This window comes from Idiomarina sp. ST10R2A5, from assembly GCF_051842325.1.
GTDB classification, from domain to species: Bacteria; Pseudomonadota; Gammaproteobacteria; order Enterobacterales; family Alteromonadaceae; genus Idiomarina; species Idiomarina abyssalis.
Genome location: NZ_JBNIEX010000002.1, coordinates 165216 through 183419 on the forward strand (window position 1 = coordinate 165216; position 18204 = coordinate 183419).

The following is an 18204-nucleotide window of genomic DNA, read 5'->3' on the forward strand; positions in this document are numbered from 1 at the left end:
CTGAACCTTTACAGTTGAAGGGCTGTTGAAATCCTCCTTAGGTGCCATAATGAAGTTATTGTATCCAAGGAGGTAAACTATGAAAAAGCTCATACTATCAACAGCGTTACTCGCAAGCAGTTCGTTTGTGTTTTCAGCAGCCACTCAGGCTGACAATCTGAACTACATCAGCGGTGGCTTTTCCGATTTCTACGACTCCGACTTCTACGTCGAAGGCTCCACCACCATCGCCCCTAACTGGGTCGGCGAAGTTCAGCTAACCGACATGGGTGACTACTCACTTCGCGCTGGCGCTAAGTACTTCCTGGACATGGGTGCTGGCAAACAGTTCAACACCTTCTTAAAAGGCGGTGTTAGCCACTATGACTTTGAATACGGCGACGACACCAGCGCTTATGCCGGTATTGGTGCTATGACCAAACTCAGCCAGCAAACGACAGCTATTGTGGACGCAGGCTATGACTGGGGCTTAGACGGCTTCGCATCAGTAGGCGCACGTTTACGCTACGCTTTCACTGAACAGTTCTCTGCTGACGCCGGTTTCCGCGGAAACTTCAACAGCATAGACAACGAAGTTCACCTTGGCGTGACTTACAACTTCTAAGTTCATCAAATAACAGGTAGATATTGGCGTTACGCCGTTGCAGGAAAATCTGGAGAAAGTGTGCAGCGCCATTCATGGCGCTGCACAAGCCTTACAGGGATGTACTTGCTGACTTATTCCCACTCAATGGTGGCGGGTGGCTTGCCCGAAATATCATAAGTGACACGGGAAATGCCGTTCACTTCATTAATAATCCGGTTCGATACCTTCTCTAATAACTCATACGGCAGGTGTGCCCAGCGCGCAGTCATAAAGTCGATGGTTTCTACGGCACGAATAGCAATAACCCAGTCGTATTTACGCTGATCACCCATAACCCCAACCGAACGTACCGGCAGGAATACCGCGAAAGCCTGGCTCACTTTGTTATACCAGTCCGCGTTATGCAGCTCTTCAATGAAAATTGCATCGGCACGGCGCAGTAAGTCACAGTATTCTTTCTTAATTTCACCCAGAACACGAACACCAAGACCTGGCCCCGGGAACGGATGACGGTAAAGCATGTTGTAAGGTAAGCCTAACTCAAGCCCAATTTTACGCACCTCGTCTTTAAACAACTCGCGCAATGGCTCAACCAAACCTAACTTCATGTCTTCCGGCAGGCCACCAACATTGTGGTGCGATTTAATCACGTGCGCTTTACCGGTTTTAGAGCCTGCAGACTCAATTACGTCCGGGTAAATGGTGCCCTGCGCCAGCCAGTCTACTTCGGTCAGCTTACCGGCTTCTTCATCAAAAATTTCAATGAAGGTATTACCAATAATTTTACGCTTCTTCTCCGGGTCGTTCTCGCCCGCCAGCGCATCTAAAAAGCGGTCTTCCGCACGTACCGGCAAAATGTTCAGACCATAGTGGTCGCCGAACATTTCCATTACCTGCTCCGCTTCGTTTAAGCGCAACAAGCCGTTGTCCACAAACACGCAGGTCAGCTGATCACCAATGGCACGGTGCAGCAGCATGGCCGTTACCGATGAATCGACCCCGCCCGACAAACCTAAAATAACCTTGTCACTACCCACTTGCTCGCGAATGCGTTCAATAGCGTCATCAATGATCTTTTCCGGCGTCCATTGCTTCTCACAACCGCAGATATCGCTGACAAAATGTTCCAACATACGCATGCCCTGACGCGTATGAGTCACTTCCGGGTGGAACTGAACACCATAAAACTGACGTTCTTCGTCAGCCATTGCGGCATAAGGGCAATAAGAGGTTTTCGCTACGGTGTGGAAGCCTTCCGGAATCATTTCCACTTTGTCACCGTGGCTCATCCAGACATCCAGCAACGGCGCGCCAGACTCAGACACAGCGTCTTCAATGGCTTTAAACAGCGGGCTTTGCTCTACCAGCTCAATTTGTGCGTAACCAAATTCACGCTCAAGCGAGCACTGCACAGAGCCACCCAGCTGATGCGCCATGGTTTGCATGCCGTAACAAATACCAAATACCGGTACGCCAGCATTAAAAACATATTCCGGCGCACGTGGTGAGCCTTCTTCTGCAACGCTTTCCGGACCACCGGATAAAATAATGCCTTTAGGCGCGAAGTCCCGAATATCGGCTTCATCAACGTCCCATGCCCAAAGCTCACAGTAAACGCCAATTTCGCGAATACGGCGGGCAATCAGCTGCGTGTACTGAGAGCCGAAATCTAAAATCAATATTCGGTGATCGTGGATATCTCTAGTCATTAGTCATCCTGTTACGAGCTACGGTAATTCGGTGCTTCTTTGGTAATGTGCACATCGTGTACGTGTGATTCGCCCATGCCGGCGGCGGTTACTTTCACAAACTGCGGCTTGGTGCGCATATCTTCAATTGTCGGACAACCGGTTAAGCCCATAGCTGAACGCAACCCGCCCATTTGCTGATGGATAATCGCAGAAATAGGTCCTTTATAAGCTATGCGTCCTTCAATACCTTCCGGCACCAACTTGTCAGCTTCATCGCTTTTCTGGAAGTAACGGTCAGACGAACCATTGCGCTGGTTCATTGCACCCAGGCTGCCCATACCGCGGTATGATTTGTAATAACGGCCCTGGTATAGCTCAACTTCACCCGGCGACTCTTCAGTACCCGCCAGCATGCTACCCACCATAACGCAGTGCGCGCCGGCTGCCAGAGCTTTAGCAATGTCTCCTGAGAAACGAATACCACCATCGGCAATAATCGGTACACCAGAGCCTTTAATGGCATCTACAGCGTCACTAATAGCGCTAATTTGTGGCACACCACAACCGGTAACAATACGTGTGGTACAAATTGAACCCGGGCCAATACCCACTTTTACAGCGTCAACGCCCGCTTCAACCAGTGCTTTAGCGCCTGCGGCCGTTGCTACGTTACCGGCAATAATTTGTAAGTCAGGGTAGTCTTTACGAGTTTTCTTAACCCGGTCCAGTACACCCTGCGAATGTCCATGCGAGGTATCAATAAGCAGTACATCAACGCCCGCTTCAACCAGTAACTGAATACGCTCTTCCGTACCGGCACCAACACCCACTGCTGCACCCACGCGCAGTGAACCCAGCTCGTCTTTACAGGCGTTCGGTTTGTTTTCGGCTTTTTCAAAGTCTTTCAGGGTGATCATACCCTTCAGCTTGTGCGCGTCATCCACAACCAAGATCTTTTCAATGCGGTGTTTGTGCATAAGCTGCAGTATTTCTTCGCTTTCTGCGGTTTCATGCACAGTGACCAGGCGGTCATTACCCGTCATTACGTGGCGAATTTCTTTGCTGTCATCGTCTTCAAAACGTGTGTCACGGCCGGTAACAATACCGACTAAATCGCCATTGCCTTCAACCACAGGAAAACCCTGAAAACCATGCTCGGCAGTCAGTTGTTTAATTTCACCAATGGTGGTTGTGGGTTGCACAGTAACCGGATCAGAGACCATGCCACTTTCGTATTTTTTCACTTTACGAACGTGCGCGGCTTGTTGCTCTGCGGTCATGTTTTTGTGGATAAAGCCAAGGCCGCCTTCCTGCGCCAATGCAATAGCCAGTGCCGATTCAGTAACGGTATCCATCGCGGCCGAAACCAGCGGGACATTCAGGGTAATTCCACGCGTTAATTGCGTGCGTAAATCAGCGGTATGGGGGAGAACTTCGGAATGACCGGGAACGAGCAAAACGTCGTCAAAGGTCAAGGCTTCTTGGGCAATTCGCAGCATGTGCAACACTCCGTGACTGGATTCATGTTGCGGGTGGATTTTACCCGTTTTTGCTACCGGGCGCAAGGAAAATTAATGAATGCTTGGGTATGTATTGCGGATCTGGCCGGACGCCGTAAACCCATCCCTGGGGGCTTACGTAACGCCATCCATGGCGTTACATACCGGCCTGCTCCGCAATACATACCGTGAATCGCATTCACTAATTCTCCTGCGTTACGGTATCCAGCAAGCGCCACCTTTCAACTGCGGTTCCGGCTCTGGTATATACTCGCAGGTTGAATACCCCGTTTTTGCCTCTTCTTTGGCTTTTTCATTATAACGGTGAATAGCGTCCAGCAGTGCTCTTTCATCTGTCACGGTTTCGCTGCTGTAAACCACATAGCCTTCCGGACCACCACAAGCCTTTTTGCCCACAGGTAAAACTTTACAGCTTTCTATGCTCTGCGCTGTTGGTGTGCCAATTAAGCTCTTTATGTCGGCCATGGTCACCGGCTCATCCGACGCTGACTGGGCGCTGCTGCAACCGGCCAAAAACAGCGTTGTAATAAAAGCTGCGAATAATTTCATTAAGTCGTCTCCCTTCGTACTAAATGATTATATTAAATATCAATACTTCCCAGTGTATGCACGCGGCTGGTATTTATCCACTAAAGGAACTTCTTTTACATTAATATAATCACTTTATTAGGTGACTATATAAACTCAAGCCTACATTAATGCAATTAATACCCGATACCAGTTAATTTATATTGATAAACACCAAAAACCACCTATAATCACTTAAATCGGTGAATAAAAGGAGGGCGGTATGCCTAAACGCGTTAAAGCAACGGAAGCGCCCAATGTATCTGCAATTACCTGCCCAGAACTATTAGGTCAGCTGATTAAAGCTAAGCGCACAGGAATGAAGCTTAAACTTCGTGACTGTGCTGCATTGTGTGGTGTTGGCGTCAATACCTTGTCGCGTCTTGAGCGTGGCAACCCCAACACCACTCTGGCAGCGGCCTTTTCTGTGCTACAAGGCCTGGGTATTCAACTAACAGTAAAGCCAGACACTTCAGCCGAGGAGTGGGTGTAAATGCTGCATTCCGTTAATATCCGCTACGGAGAAAACGTTGTTGGTCATATCGGTCTTAGTGAAGTAACCAAACTTCCGGTTATAGAGTACCAACAACACTGGAAAGGAAACGGCTTCCCTATCTCGCCTTCACTTTCTCTAGAGGGCTCTCATACACCGGCTAGTGTCTATAACTATCTGGATAATTTACTCCCCGAAGGAAAAGCCAGAGAGCTACTTACACAAAACCTTGGCGTCAGCGAAAAGAATGTCTTTGCTCAGGCTTTAGCTCTGGGTCAGGATGTATCCGGAGCCTTTGCATTCACTAATCAGGAAATTCCTTCCCAGCCCATATTCCGTGAAGTTCCACACAACGAGCTCATAGAGCGACTTGAGCAAAAGGAAGACTTTGGACTGCTGCACTGGGACGACAAACTGCGCTTAAGTGTTGCTGGTGTGCAGGACAAACTTAATGTTTATATCAGCCCTGATGGTCAAATGGGTTTTGGCGACGGTACCTTATCATCAACCCACATTCTTAAGTTTGAAAAAGCAAATTTGCCACATTTGGTGCTAAACGAATTCATTTGCATGCAGCTGGCTAAACTTTCGGGCTTGCCAACCGCAGAAACAGAATTTAAACGCTTTGACAAATTCCCCGCCCTTCTGGTCAAACGCTTTGACAGGCATTACCACACTAACGCGGAAAAAGTCTTGCGGCGTCATATTATCGACGGATGCCAGGCACTGGATCTTCCACGCGACTATAAATACGAACGCAATTTTGGTGACAGTCGCGACGTAAAACATATTCGCGATGGCGCCAACCTCACAGGGCTTTTTAGCTTTTGCCAGGCCTCAACCAGCCCGGCTCAAAATACCATGCAACTTTTGCAGTGGCAGCTATTTAACCTGATGATCAGTAACTACGACAGCCACGCTAAAAACGTATCATTTTTCTGGGGTCGCAACAGTTGTAGCTTCACGCCAAGCTACGATTTAGTTAACGTCGCCATGTTCCCCCAGTTTAAACAAGCGCTGGCTATGGCAGTAGGTGATGAGTTTGAGCCTGACCATATACACGCCTACCAGCTTGCAGATTTTGCAGAGAGTTGTGGCTTAAAACGCCCACTGGTGATCGAGTCACTGCGTGAATTATCGGCTAAAGTCGTTCATGTAATCAGCACCCAGGACCTGTCAAAAGAGCTTGAGCAACAAAAGCTTATTTCGGCAGAAGAAAAAGACTATATCGCGCAGCTAATTGAACACATCAAAGCTCGCACATTGCATTTACAGAAGTGTGCCAATGATATCGCCGGTGTAACCCTGTAGTTTGGCACTTGTGCTATATGAGATATCGTTCCTGACGTGAACGTCAGGCTACACAGCCTAAATATTATAACAAAAACCTAACGTAACAAGCATTCAAAATATTCAAAAATTCCTCTGGCATCGGCTAAAACCATCCGCTAAGGTTGAAAATACCGACACTTAAATAAGGTGTTTTAGAAACAACAAGAGGTACAGCCATGCGTTTTAAACAGTCTCTTTTAGTCTTAGCAATATCGGGCGCGCTTACGGCGTGCGGCGGAAGCTCAAGCGACTCTCCCAACGACAATACAAGCGGCGAAAACAATAACGACGACACTTCAATCACAACAACCTCCGTTGTCAGCGAAGGTGTGATCACAGGTTTTGGCAGTGTGTATGTCAATGGACAACGGTATCGATCAGAAAATGCTGAAATTGCTGTAGGTAACTCCCCTGCGGCAGATGAAGCCCAGTTAAAAGTCGGTATGGTTGTTACCGTTGCCGCTTCTGCGTCAGACGATGGTGAAGACCCGGACGCGCAGCAAATTCGCTACGAGGAACACCTGCAAGGCCCGGTCTCATTCATTGACCGTGAAGCAGAACAAATTGAAGTGCTGGGCCAGACCATTCTCTTTGATGACCTGACCGAGTTTGATGAAACCGATATCGAGACTTTGTCGGTGGGTGATTTCATTGAAGTCAGCGGCTACATCAACGACGAAGGCAGCTTTTACGCGACGCTTGTTGAGCTGGAAACCGAGGAAACTGAAATTAAGTTAAAGGGCGAAATCGCCAATCTGGATACCGATGCTCAAACCTTTTCTTTAGCGGAGCTGACTATCGACTACTCTGCGGCGGAATATGAAGACATGACCGCGGACGACCTGGCCGACGGCCTGTTCGTCAAAGTAGAAGGCGATGATTTCGACGGCGACACTCTGACACTCACAGCCAGCAGTATCGAAAACAAAGAAGACAACGACATAGATAACGACGCCGAAGAAGTCACCATTGCGGGTATCGTTAAAGATTACGACAGCGAAAGCGGCGTATTTAGCGTTAACCGTTACCAGTTTGCCCTTACCGATGACACCGAGTTTGATGACGGCAGTTTAGACACACTTGCCAATGGCGTTATCGTAAAAGTTGAAGGTCGCTTTGAAAGCGAACAGTTAATTGCCGAAGAAATTGAGTTCAAGGCCACTGACGCCCGCAGCAAAACCGAAGGCCAGGTGACTGACCTCAACGCCGACAACGAAACCTTTGTTATTGACAACACCACGTTCAGCGTAACACCTGAAACACAATACGAAGACGAGTCCGGTTTAGACGAACGCAGCTTTACCTTCGACGACATTGCCTTGAACGACTGGCTAAAAGTCATTTCACGTCAGGACGACCAGGGCAATACCATTGCACTTAAAGTAAAACGTATTGACCAGGAAGACCGCGAAGGTGAAGTCAAAGGTCGTGTATCTGATGTCACCGCAGAAGGTATGACCATAGCGAACGTTACTGTCGGATTTAACGAGAACACTGAGTTTGAAGGCGAAGACGACAACATCAGCGTTGAACGCTTTATCGAACTGGTTCAAAGCAACCCGGCTGTTATCGTTGAAGTCGAAGGCGAGTACGACGGCGACACGCTAATTGCCGCAAAAGTGGAAGTTGAAACCGTAGGAGGCCAAGACGGCGACGATGATGACGATGACAGTACCGGCAAAGCTGAGTTTGAAGGCGAAATAGAGTCAATCGAGGGCGACAGCGTTTTCGTCAATGGCAATGAGCTTCGTTTTAGCCAGGACACGGAGTTTGAACTCAACGACGAAGAGGTTGATTTACAAACTTTCTACGATGCTCTTGAAGTGGGCGTTGTTATAGAAATAGAAGGCGTCTGGGTCGACCAAAGTTACATCAAGGTAACTGAGGCCGAACTTGAAACCAATGACGAGGAATAACATCACCGCGCAATAAAATGCGGGTTTAAATAATCTTCTTTTTGGTTATACAGCAGCGGGTCGCCGGCAACAGTTGTTACTTGCCCGCCCGCTGCACTTAATACCGCATGGGCTGCAGCTGTATCCCACTCGCACGTTGGGCCTAAACGCGGGTAAATATCGGCTTTACCTTCAGCCACCAGGCAAATTTTCAGTGAACTGCCCATAGGCACCATTTCATAAGGCTTGCCCAGGGCATCCAGCCAGTCGATGGTTTCCTGCGAGGGGTGAGATCGAGAGCCCACAACACGCAAAGTATCAGGTTCTTTGGTCGCGACTGAAATAGCTTTGTCGTTTAAAAATGCCCCACGGTCGCGCTCACCTGTGTACATGGCATCCAGTACAGGCGCGTAAACCACACCCATAATGGGCACGCCTTTTTCAATTAGGGCAATGTTTACCGTAAACTCGCCATTGCGCTTAATAAACTCTTTCGTGCCATCAAGCGGATCAACCAACCAATAACGGCACCAATGCTTACGCTGCTCCCAGCTAATGTCTGACGACTCTTCGGAAATAATCGGATGCTGAGTTTTAAGCGCGCGCAGGCCATCACAAATCACATTGTGCGCGGCTAAGTCCGCTTTAGTCAGCGGGCTGTCGTCACCCTTTTGCTGCACATCAAAGTCGTCACTTTCGTACACTTCCATAATGGCTGCGCCAGCGTCGCGGGCAATGTTCTTCAGTTCGTTAAGCATAAATAATCCCGTTATCCTTTAAATACTGCACCACTTGCTCAGCGGCTTGTTCAATGTCCATTTCATCGGTTTTTAAATGCACTTCAGGCTGTTCAGGTGCCTCATAAGGTGACGATATACCGGTAAAATGCGGAATATCACCTGCACGTGCCTTTTTATACAAACCTTTAGGGTCGCGCTGCTCGCAAATCTCCAAAGGGGTATCCACAAACACTTCAATAAAGCCTTCGCCTGCTAAATCACGAGCCTGTGCCCGGTCCGCAATAAAAGGAGAAATAAATGCTGTACCCACAATCAATCCCGCATCCAGAAACAGGCGGCTGACTTCGGTAATGCGGCGAATGTTTTCCACCCGGTCGGTGTCATTAAAGCCCAGATCTTTATTCAGGCCGTGCCGTACGTTATCGCCGTCCAGCAGGTAGGTATGACAGCCGAGTTCAAACAACTTACGGTCTACAGCATTAGCAATAGTCGACTTACCCGAACCGCTTAAGCCTGTGTACCAAAGCAGTGCCGGTTGGTGTTTTTTCTGTTTTATACGGTCTTCATGCGACACAGCGGCGTCATGCCAGACAATGTTATCGGCCATTGGTAGTTTCATTCAAAAAGTGATGCCCGAATTGTACCGTAAAATAAACAAAAAAACCGCACCCGACAGATGCCGGATGCGGTTTTATTAGATGTCAGCGTTTAAAGTGTATGAGGCTTGCGAATATTTTCCACAATCTCTACTTTAATGCTGTCTACGCCGCTTACGCCGCGTAACTCGTCACGCAGTTTAAGCATGTTGGTGCCTTCAGGCGCTTTCAGCATAGCCAGGTTTAAGCGAGAATATACACGCTCAACCGTCAGGCCAAACTGAGACGCTAAAGCATTCGCATCTACGTTTTTAGTCAGCACGGTAACCACGCCAGACACATAAGCTTTTTCACCGGTAATACGGTTAACCATTTCAGTACCGGCTAATAACACATCACTACCTTCCGCTGACTTATCAGCTGATTCAGGCAGTTTAGTGAAGCTGTACTGTTGGTAATCACGCTTTGCGTCCAACTGTGGCAACTGCTTAACAGCTGGCTGTTGTTTTTTCATGGGTGCAGGAATTTCCTGCGCTGTGGCCGATACCGCAATTGCGCCACTCACGGCCACGGTTAATAGTGCTTTCATTAAACTCATATTCTTTGCTCCTATTAATGACCGAACGCACGAACGTTAACGGTTTCTAAAACGGAAGGTACTGTATTGTTAGATACTGGCATGCCGTTTAGGTTCAAGTCATCGCCATTGGTATCTACTAAGCGTACTGTCCACTCACCCGCAAGGCTTTCACCATAAAATGCATTGGCCAGTAAGACGGTATCTTCAAGAATGTAAGGGCTACATTGACCGTTAGCGCCAACAATAATTTCCTGACGACCAGACAGTAACTGAGTTGTAGTACCGGCAGGAGAAGTCACTTCAACCGCTAAGTCAGAACCTGCAGTGCTGTAGAAAGAACAGCCTGAGCCGTTAAAGTCAGCATTACTCACTGTTAATGAGAACTGTAAACCTTCCAGCGTCATGTCTTCCTCAACAGTAAAGCTGTAGCTCGCGCCATCAGCATTATTGTCAGGCACATTTACAGCAGTTTCAGGAGAAACATCCATCCACTCGGTCTCAATTAACTCACCCATAGCGCCGGCTTCCATACCTTTTGCCATAGCAACAGCTGCGCCTGCGTTAACGCGACCAAAGCCATATTTCAGGTTGAATGCATAACCGGCACCGTTCTCAACCCAGCCTGGGTCAGCAACAAATTCACCACCGTTAACAGCCAGTACAACACCGGCGTCTTCGGCATCAACCTGGTCCGCAGTGCTAGCCATAGCATGACGAATTTCACGTGCGCTTAATGCCGGGTTAGCCGAACCGATAAGAGCAACAACACCCGAGGTGTTTGGCGCAGCAGAAGAAGTGCCGTTAAAGGTGCTGTTAAAATGACAGCTTGGGTTTTCTTCGTGACCCGGCGCATTAAAGTTTCTGAATGCTTCAAAATAGCCAGGTGCTCCGGCCAAAGTATCGATAGCATCCTGAGAAGGGAAACTACTGTAACCTTGCAAACAAGTTGACTGGTCAGTCGTTACCATTGCCGGTGCAAATTCACCATATTCGCCTGCTGGTGCAGAAACAAACGTGTTAGAACCGGCTGTCGAGTAACTTGTATGTCCACCGTCAGAGTTTACAGCTGCAATTGTCGTGGTATAGAAGTTAGCGTTTGAAGGGTCCATATTACCGTTCAGACAGGTTAGGCCTTCACTGATAGAACCATTCACGTTACACAGCCCAGTTGCGCCGCCGTTAAATGAGTTACCGGCAGACTTAACGTTAATAGCACCAAGGCCGTTACGTAAGTCGGTTGCAACGTATCTTTCAAAGGCTTCATCTGTTGGGTAAGTGTACAAAGCCGCAGGGTAAGAAATACCATAACTGCGGTTGTACGCAATTAATGGATCGCTCTCAGAAACGCCACTACCCGGTAAACCATGGCTCAGTGCAGAGTTTAAATCGTTTTGAGAAACGTTACCGCCTAAGTAGTTGGTACCAAAAACCTTTGCCTGAGGCGCAACACCACGGCCGCCTATCTCATTACCTGCTACCGCAGCAATTAGACCCGCTACCGAAGTACCGTGATCACCGCGGTTCGTTAAGGTATTTGTCGGATCCATTTTATCTGTTGCATTAGGATCAAAGTTCAACGACATGTTTGGTGCAATATTCGCTTGCAAATCAGGGTGTCCAATTTCCAAACCTGAATCGACAACACCAACCATCATGCCCTGACCAAACGCGCCTTGCGCATGAGCGCCAACAACGTTCATGTCTTCGCCGGCTACGTAAATGCTTTCGTCAAAGAATGCAGCACGTGCATCTTCTTCGGTCCAGCCATAGTTATTCACTAAGAAATCAAGCGCGGCTTGTGTCTGAGTGTAAGCTTTCTGACCGGTATTATTTAAGTGCCATTGCTGGTAAGCCAGCGGGTCACCACTAATTGCGGAACCTTCAATAGTGACGGTTTCTGTAGTGCTTAGTTCGCCATCACTGACAGTAATTTCGATAACCGCTGTTTCAGCACGCATCGGCGTATAAGTGAACGCGCCGTTGCTGTCAATTTCTACCGTACCGGGTGCACTACCGTCTTCTGGTGCAACAACCGATGCAGAATAAGTGACTTCGTCACCGTTAGGATCTGTGGCAGTTACCTGACCGGTCATAGGTGCCCACTGGGTACCTTCAGCAGCAACTTCCGCTGAAACCGTTGGTGCATAATTATCATCACTACCGCCACAGGCTGCTAAACCCATTACAACAGCAGCTGATAATGCCGTTAATTTAAATTGTTTTACTGGCATTTTTACCTCGTTATTTATTGTTCCCCTAAAAAGGAACAACACTATAACGACATTGTTAAATTACCGTTAACGCAATTTGTAACAAAGTATTAACCGTTGTTACAAAACCTTAACTTAAATCAAAAAGGAAACACTAAGGGGATAAGCCACAGACTCATGGCAATGTAGGTAGGTTGTGGCCACGGGCAGGCCGGCAAGAGGTTTCAGATTACTTAAGTAAGTCTTTCGCTTCCCAGTGTGGGAAGTGTTTGCGGATTAACGCATTCAGCTCTAACTCAAACTCACTATATTCGTGCTTCTGAGTTTTACTTTCAGCAGAATCCGACAACGCCTGCTCAATCATACCCGCGCCAACGGTCATATTGGTCATACGGTCAATAACAATAAAGGCACCGGTTTTCGGGTTGCTCTGGTAGTCGTCAAACATCACTTTTTCAGTAACGCGAACATCCACTTCGCCAATTTCGTTCAGCTCCAGCTTGCCAGCTTTGTGTTCAGCAAAGGTATTCACATCTATGCGATGCTGAACTTCCTCGAACTCACCTGTGGTCAACTTGCTGTTGAACTTAAGGTAATACTCACGGTATGTCTGCAGTGCATCTTCATTCATCCAAACCAGCTTGGCACGGAAACGACTGGACACGTTAGGCAACGAGTCTTTCTTCACAATCATATCACCGCGGCTGATATCAATTTCGTCATTCAGTGTTAGCGTCACTGCTGCAGGAGCCCGCATTCTTTGGTGCTCCCCCTCAAAGGTCACAATCGACTTAATGGTCGAAATTTTCCCCGAAGGCAGTACACGCACGGTGTCGCCGACTTCAATTTCACCCGACGTAATAGTACCAGCAAAACCGCGAAAATCTGAGCTTGGACGGTTCACATACTGTACCGGGAAGCGGAACTCGACACTGTCGGCTTCACGCTCAATTGACATGCCTTCCAGATACGTCATTAGTGGAGAACCGCGGAACCAGCTCAGGTTTTCACTTTTTTCCACAACATTATCGCCTTTTAAGGCCGATACCGGCGCAAAGCGAATGTTAGGAATATTCAATGACCCCACTATTTCCAGGTAATCTGCCTGAATCTTTTTATAGGTTTCCTGCGAGTAGTCCACCAAATCCATTTTATTCACAGCAACAATCACATTTTTTATGCCCAGCAGTGAGCAAATAAAACTGTGACGACGTGTTTGCGTTTGCACACCTTTGCTGGCATCCAGCAAAATAACTGCAACATCACAGGTAGACGCACCGGTCGCCATGTTACGGGTATACTGCTCGTGGCCCGGAGTATCAGCAATAATAAATTTACGCTTATCGGTCGAAAAATAACGGTAGGCCACGTCAATGGTAATGCCCTGCTCGCGCTCAGACTGCAAACCATCCACCAACAAAGCTAAGTCCACCTCATTGCCCTGAGTACCGGACTTTTTAGAATCCTCAGTAATCGCGGCCAGCTGGTCTTCGTAAATCAGGTTGCTGTCATGTAGCAAACGACCTATCAGCGTGCTTTTGCCGTCATCGACACTGCCGCAGGTAATAAAGCGCAGCAGCTCTTTGTTTTCGTGCTGGTTAAGATAGGCCGAAATATCTTGTTCAATTAAAGGAGACGCATGGCTCATTAAAAGTAGCCCTCCTTTTTCTTCTTTTCCAGGGACCCGGCACTGTCACGGTCAATCACACGGCCCTGGCGCTCAGAGGTGGTGGTCAGCAACATTTCCTGAATAATTTCCGGCAAGGTCTCCGCTTCAGACTCAATGGCACCGGTTAACGGATAACACCCCAGAGTACGGAAGCGCACCATTTTCATTTCCGGCTTTTCACCTTGTTCAAGTGGCATACGATCATCGTCCAGCATAATTAAGGTGCCGTCGCGTTTAACCACAGGCCGTTCTTTAGCAAAGTACAGCTCTGGGATATCAATGTTTTCTAAGTAAATGTATTGCCAGATATCCAGCTCAGTCCAGTTAGACAAAGGGAAAACACGAATACTTTCGCCTTTATTCACTTTACCGTTAAAAATATTCCACAATTCAGGACGCTGGTTTTTTGGGTCCCAACGGTGGTTTTTGTCACGGAAGGAATACACACGCTCTTTGGCGCGGGACTTTTCTTCGTCACGACGGGCACCACCAAAGGCCGCGTCAAACTGATATTTGTTCAGTGCCTGTTTTAGTGCCTGGGTTTTCATTACGTCGGTATGTAAAGCACTGCCGTGGCTGAACGGACCAATGCCTTTTTCAACGCCTTCAGCGTTAATGTGCTCTAGCAATTCAAAGCCGTGCTTTTCGGCCATGCGGTTGCGAAATTCAATCATTTCGCGGAACTTCCAGGTGGTATTAACGTGCATAAGCGGGAACGGGATTTTTCCCGGAGCAAAGGCCTTACGTGCCAAGTGCAACAATACCGATGAGTCTTTACCCACCGAATACAACATCACCGGGTTATCAAATTCCGCGGCCACTTCGCGGAAAGTGTGAATTGACTCGTATTCTAGTGCTTTTAAATGCGTTAATTTTTCTCCGCTAATCACTGGTTTCCCATCGTTTGTTATTCATAACCGTTTATTTCATTCTCTGAATTATTGCATCCGTACTTTCGTCAAAGGACTCATCACTTTCGCCATCCAGCACGCGCAGTACGTCCATGGCAATTTTCTTACCTTTTTCCACACCCGGCTGATCAAAGCTGTTCAGGTTCCAAATAATCCCTTGTGTGAACACTTTATGCTCATAAGCGGCTATTAAGGCACCAAAACTTTCCGGTGTAAGTTCATCCATTATTAATAGGTTTGACGGATGCCTGCCCGGGTAATGGTCACGCGGTGAAGTTTTACTTTCGCTGCCGTCCCACATTAAGCGGCGGTGCGCCAAACAGTTGGCTACTGCCAGTCGTTGCTGCTCAGCCAAGCTCTCTTGTACCGACTTCTCAAACCCCGGGGCTTCGCGTTTTAATACCGCGACAAAATCCGCGGTGAACTCATCGTAGCCCTGGTGCAAATGCTGAAAAAACGCATGTTGTCCGTTAGGCCCAAAACCGCCCCAAATAATAGGCCCGGTTGGGTAATCAATGGCTTTATTATCGGCCGTTGACTGCTTGCCATTACTTTCCATATCCACCTGTTGTAAGTAAATTGGCAACATACGTAAGCGGCCGTCATACGGCAAAATAGCCAGGTTGTTTATGCCCAGTTGTTCGCGGTTATACACGCCATAAAGCGCCAATAACACCGGCAAGTTGTCTTCCAATGGTGCTTCTAAAAAGTGTTCATCCAGAGCTTTGGCGCCTTCTAACATACGCTCAAAAGGCCGAATACCAGTGGTTAAAGCAATGCTTAAGCCTAATGCCGACCACAACGAAAAACGCCCGCCAACCCCTTCACCAAAGGTAAACTGCTGCGCCGGCGGTATGCCGTAGTTAGTCATAGCCTGGGCATTAGCCGAAACACCAATCACATGCTTTTCCAGCCACTGCTCTTGTGTAATTGTGGGCTCTATCCACTTACGAACGGTATCCACATTGGCAAAAGTATCAACCGTACTAAATGACTTGGAGGAAACAATAAATAGAGTAGTTTCAGGGTCAACAATAGGTAAAACCGCATAAAGCTGCCCACCGTCCATAGAAGATACAAAGTGTACCTGTAAATCATGCAATGCCGCATCGTTCGCGAATTCGCGTAAGGCAAAGGCTCCCATTTGCGGCCCTAAGTCTGAACCACCTACGCCAATGTTTACCACATCGGTAATGGGTTTCCCGGTGCTTCCTAACCACCGGCCAGAGCGCAGCTTCTGCACGGTATCGACAAAACGAGTTTTGCGGTTGCTTTGTTTAGCTACGGCATGAACAGAGCGGCTGAGTACATGAGTTACCGGGCGATCTTCACTGAGGTTTCGGTACTCACCCCGGCATAATTGCTGACGGTATTCATCAAAGTTTTTTGGTAAGCGTTTACCAACAGCACTAATAAGCTCATTGACTGAAAGTTTCTGATAACTGGTGTCTAAGGCTAAAAAAGGTCCATTTTTAATCATTGTTTCATCCATTTCCCATCAAACAACATCGGTCTCATCATCACTGCATGTTCGGTGTTTATTCCAAATAACATCACAAATATGGTCATCCAGGGGTTTATAGCCGGTAGGGGCATCCAGCAGTAACTGGCGTAATTCATCAATGGCAAAACGCTGACAGGCGTCATCCAGTAGCGTCAGCAGTTTCTCCATTTCGTCCCAGCTTAAGAATTGTTCATTAGCCCGCAAAATACGCGGGTGATCGCTGGCTTCTACGTTGTCGCCAATTAAAAGCTCTTCATAGAGCTTCTCGCCGGGGCGTAAGCCGGTAAATTCTATAGCAATATCACCGTGCGGATTCTTCTCGGTCTTCTCTTCAAGGCCGGACAGACGAATCATTTTACGGGCTAAATCCACAATTTTGACCGAGTCGCCCATGTCTAACACAAATACCGAACCGGAATGACCCATAGTACCTGCCTGAATGACTAACTGCGCGGCTTCGGGTATGGTCATAAAAAAGCGGGTAATGTCCGGGTGAGTAACGGTTACCGGGCCACCATGTTCTATTTGTTCTTTAAACAACGGAACCACCGAGCCGGAAGAGCCCAGTACATTACCAAAGCGCACCATAGAAAAGCGCGTTTTAGGCTGACGCTGAGCCAACCCCTGAAGCACCAGCTCTGACAAACGCTTGGTTGTACCCATTACATTGGTAGGCCGAACAGCCTTGTCAGTAGATATTAATACAAACTGCTTAACACCGGCTGATATAGCTGCTTCTGCCGTATGCCAGGTACCAAATACGTTATTACGCACACCTTCAACCATGTTGTACTCAACCAAAGGTACGTGCTTGTATGCCGCTGCGTGGTAAACGGTGTCGACAGCAAAGGTTTTCAGAACCGTTTCTATGCGGTTACGTCGCTGTACTGTGCCTATTACCGGAATAATTTCGGCACCTATGCCCTGTTGTCTGCAAACCTGCGTTAACTCACGCTCAATGGCGTATAAAGCAAACTCTGACAGCTCATACAAAACCAGTGCTTTTGGCCGCTGCTTGAGTATCTGCCGACAAAGCTCAGAGCCAATAGAACCACCAGCGCCTGTTACCAGTACAGTTTGTCCGGTAATGTGTTTTTCCATTAATTGCGGCGCGGGAGTCACCGGGTCACGGCCCAATAAGTCTTCCACTTTAACGTCCTGCAACTGGTCAATCGACAAATCGCCATTCACCATATCAGCCATGCCGGGCACGGTTTGCACCTTTACCGGCAAGGTTTCTAAGGCGTCTAATATTTGGCGTCTGCGCGAACGTAAGGTACTGGGTAGTGCTAATAGAATACGCTGAATGTCTAAATCACGAATAGCGCACTCTATATCCTTTGGCGCAATAACTTTTATTCCCAGTACAGAGGTGCCCTGTAACCCACTGTCGTCATCCACAAACAATACGGGGTGAAATTCGTCACCATTTGACAGCGCCTGAGCCAACTGGCGTCCGGCAGAACCTGCACCGTAAATGGCAACGCGGTCTTTTTGGCGGCTCATGACTCTTTGGTAGGCTTCACGGACAATTAAACGGCTACCACCGGTTAACAAGAAGGATATGAGTACATAGTTCACTACAGCAGATACCGGCAAGGCAATACCCATCCAGAACGCGCATAAAACCAGCAAAGCACCGCTCAGTATTACCGTAAAAAACACCAGGCTAAGCACTTTAAAGCCAACATAACGCACCACCGCGCGGTAAAGCCCAAAGCGAATAAAGGCCAGCAGGGTAACACCCATTACCAGGCCGCCCAAAATCACCCATTGCGACCAGCGCAATGGCATAATGGCATCAAAGCTCAGTAAATACGCGGCAAGCATGGCTACGGTAATTGACGCTACGTCAATTACCAACCCAATGCCGCGTTTTACATTACGCGGCAGCTGCATTAACACTTTTA

The 18204-nt window shown here is 48.0% G+C and carries 15 protein-coding genes; 4 read left to right on the plus strand and 11 right to left on the minus strand.

Features of this window, described 5'->3' with window-relative positions; translation table 11 throughout:
- Positions 1–79 precede the first annotated feature (79 nt).
- Positions 80–604, plus strand: a complete 525-nt coding sequence (locus tag ACP7FG_RS03405; protein ID WP_054491259.1) for a hypothetical protein — start codon at positions 80–82, stop codon at positions 602–604.
- A gap of 113 nt (positions 605–717) precedes the next feature.
- Here ACP7FG_RS03405 and guaA read toward each other — a convergent pair whose 3' ends face one another.
- From guaA to ACP7FG_RS03420, 3 genes are all read right to left on the minus strand, one after another.
- Entirely contained in the window at positions 718–2295 is a 1578-nt protein-coding gene (guaA, locus tag ACP7FG_RS03410) for a glutamine-hydrolyzing GMP synthase (RefSeq protein ID WP_271331926.1), read from the minus strand.
- Between the two features lie 11 nt (positions 2296–2306).
- Positions 2307–3776: an IMP dehydrogenase gene (guaB, locus tag ACP7FG_RS03415; protein ID WP_054491261.1), complete on the minus strand. Its 1470-nt coding sequence runs from the start codon at positions 3774–3776 to the stop codon at positions 2307–2309.
- Positions 3777–3992: 216 nt separating this feature from the next.
- Positions 3993–4346 carry a hypothetical protein gene (locus ACP7FG_RS03420; RefSeq protein WP_439225517.1) on the minus strand — a complete coding sequence of 118 codons (354 nt, stop codon included), beginning with the start codon at positions 4344–4346 and terminating at the stop codon, positions 3993–3995.
- 241 nt (positions 4347–4587) lie between these two features.
- Here ACP7FG_RS03420 and ACP7FG_RS03425 point away from each other — a divergent pair, with 241 nt between their 5' ends.
- The 3 genes from ACP7FG_RS03425 to ACP7FG_RS03435 all read left to right on the plus strand — a co-directional run bounded on the left by ACP7FG_RS03425 (position 4588) and on the right by ACP7FG_RS03435 (position 8105).
- The gene (locus ACP7FG_RS03425) at positions 4588–4857 is read left to right on the plus strand and encodes a helix-turn-helix domain-containing protein (protein WP_439225518.1); all 270 of its coding nucleotides are present in this window, start codon (positions 4588–4590) and stop codon (positions 4855–4857) included.
- The gene (locus ACP7FG_RS03430; protein WP_439225519.1) at positions 4858–6168 is read left to right on the plus strand and encodes a HipA domain-containing protein; all 1311 of its coding nucleotides are present in this window, start codon (positions 4858–4860) and stop codon (positions 6166–6168) included.
- Between the two features lie 197 nt (positions 6169–6365).
- Positions 6366–8105 (plus strand): DUF5666 domain-containing protein, encoded by a 1740-nt coding sequence (locus ACP7FG_RS03435; protein ID WP_439225520.1) that lies wholly within the window; start codon positions 6366–6368, stop codon positions 8103–8105.
- A 2-nt stretch (positions 8106–8107) separates the two neighbouring features.
- Here ACP7FG_RS03435 and cysQ read toward each other — a convergent pair whose 3' ends face one another.
- The 8 genes from cysQ to ACP7FG_RS03475 form a co-directional block, all read right to left on the minus strand.
- Positions 8108–8842, minus strand: coding sequence for a 3'(2'),5'-bisphosphate nucleotidase CysQ (cysQ, locus tag ACP7FG_RS03440; RefSeq protein WP_439225521.1), 735 nt, complete (start codon positions 8840–8842; stop codon positions 8108–8110).
- On the minus strand, positions 8835–9431 hold the full coding sequence (gene cysC / locus ACP7FG_RS03445) for an adenylyl-sulfate kinase (RefSeq protein WP_439225522.1): 597 nt from the start codon (positions 9429–9431) through the stop codon (positions 8835–8837). Before cysC ends, cysQ begins: the two co-directional genes overlap by 8 nt.
- 101 nt (positions 9432–9532) lie before the next feature.
- Entirely contained in the window at positions 9533–10018 is a 486-nt protein-coding gene (locus tag ACP7FG_RS03450) for a S8 family serine peptidase (RefSeq protein ID WP_417435960.1), read from the minus strand.
- Between the two features lie 14 nt (positions 10019–10032).
- Positions 10033–12231 carry a S8 family serine peptidase gene (locus ACP7FG_RS03455; RefSeq protein WP_439225523.1) on the minus strand — a complete coding sequence of 733 codons (2199 nt, stop codon included), beginning with the start codon at positions 12229–12231 and terminating at the stop codon, positions 10033–10035.
- A 208-nt stretch (positions 12232–12439) separates the two neighbouring features.
- Positions 12440–13858: a sulfate adenylyltransferase subunit CysN gene (gene cysN, locus ACP7FG_RS03460; RefSeq protein WP_439225524.1), complete on the minus strand. Its 1419-nt coding sequence runs from the start codon at positions 13856–13858 to the stop codon at positions 12440–12442.
- Positions 13858–14766, minus strand: coding sequence for a sulfate adenylyltransferase subunit CysD (gene cysD / locus ACP7FG_RS03465; RefSeq protein ID WP_439225644.1), 909 nt, complete (start codon positions 14764–14766; stop codon positions 13858–13860). The genes cysN and cysD overlap by 1 nt, the downstream gene beginning before the upstream one ends.
- Before the next feature lie 34 nt (positions 14767–14800).
- A complete protein-coding gene (pgi, locus tag ACP7FG_RS03470) occupies positions 14801–16270 on the minus strand; it encodes a glucose-6-phosphate isomerase (protein WP_439225525.1) in 1470 nt (489 codons plus the stop codon).
- 18 nt (positions 16271–16288) lie between these two features.
- Positions 16289–18193, minus strand: a complete 1905-nt coding sequence (locus ACP7FG_RS03475) for a polysaccharide biosynthesis protein (protein WP_439225645.1) — start codon at positions 18191–18193, stop codon at positions 16289–16291.
- Positions 18194–18204 lie beyond the last annotated feature (11 nt).

Coding starts and splice junctions, on each gene's coding strand:
- ACP7FG_RS03450 (WP_417435960.1), bottom strand. CDS start 10,018: ATGAGTTTAATGAAAGCACTATTAACCGTGGCCGTGAGTGGCGCAATT.
- cysN (WP_439225524.1), bottom strand. CDS start 13,858: ATGAGCCATGCGTCTCCTTTAATTGAACAAGATATTTCGGCCTATCTT.
- ACP7FG_RS03455 (WP_439225523.1), bottom strand. CDS start 12,231: ATGCCAGTAAAACAATTTAAATTAACGGCATTATCAGCTGCTGTTGTA.
- cysQ (WP_439225521.1), bottom strand. CDS start 8,842: ATGCTTAACGAACTGAAGAACATTGCCCGCGACGCTGGCGCAGCCATT.
- pgi (WP_439225525.1), bottom strand. CDS start 16,270: ATGATTAAAAATGGACCTTTTTTAGCCTTAGACACCAGTTATCAGAAA.
- cysC (WP_439225522.1), bottom strand. CDS start 9,431: ATGGCCGATAACATTGTCTGGCATGACGCCGCTGTGTCGCATGAAGAC.
- guaA (WP_271331926.1), bottom strand. CDS start 2,295: ATGACTAGAGATATCCACGATCACCGAATATTGATTTTAGATTTCGGC.
- ACP7FG_RS03430 (WP_439225519.1), top strand. CDS start 4,858: ATGCTGCATTCCGTTAATATCCGCTACGGAGAAAACGTTGTTGGTCAT.
- ACP7FG_RS03425 (WP_439225518.1), top strand. CDS start 4,588: ATGCCTAAACGCGTTAAAGCAACGGAAGCGCCCAATGTATCTGCAATT.
- ACP7FG_RS03405 (WP_054491259.1), top strand. CDS start 80: ATGAAAAAGCTCATACTATCAACAGCGTTACTCGCAAGCAGTTCGTTT.
- guaB (WP_054491261.1), bottom strand. CDS start 3,776: ATGCTGCGAATTGCCCAAGAAGCCTTGACCTTTGACGACGTTTTGCTC.
- ACP7FG_RS03435 (WP_439225520.1), top strand. CDS start 6,366: ATGCGTTTTAAACAGTCTCTTTTAGTCTTAGCAATATCGGGCGCGCTT.
- ACP7FG_RS03475 (WP_439225645.1), bottom strand. CDS start 18,193: ATGCAGCTGCCGCGTAATGTAAAACGCGGCATTGGGTTGGTAATTGAC.
- ACP7FG_RS03420 (WP_439225517.1), bottom strand. CDS start 4,346: ATGAAATTATTCGCAGCTTTTATTACAACGCTGTTTTTGGCCGGTTGC.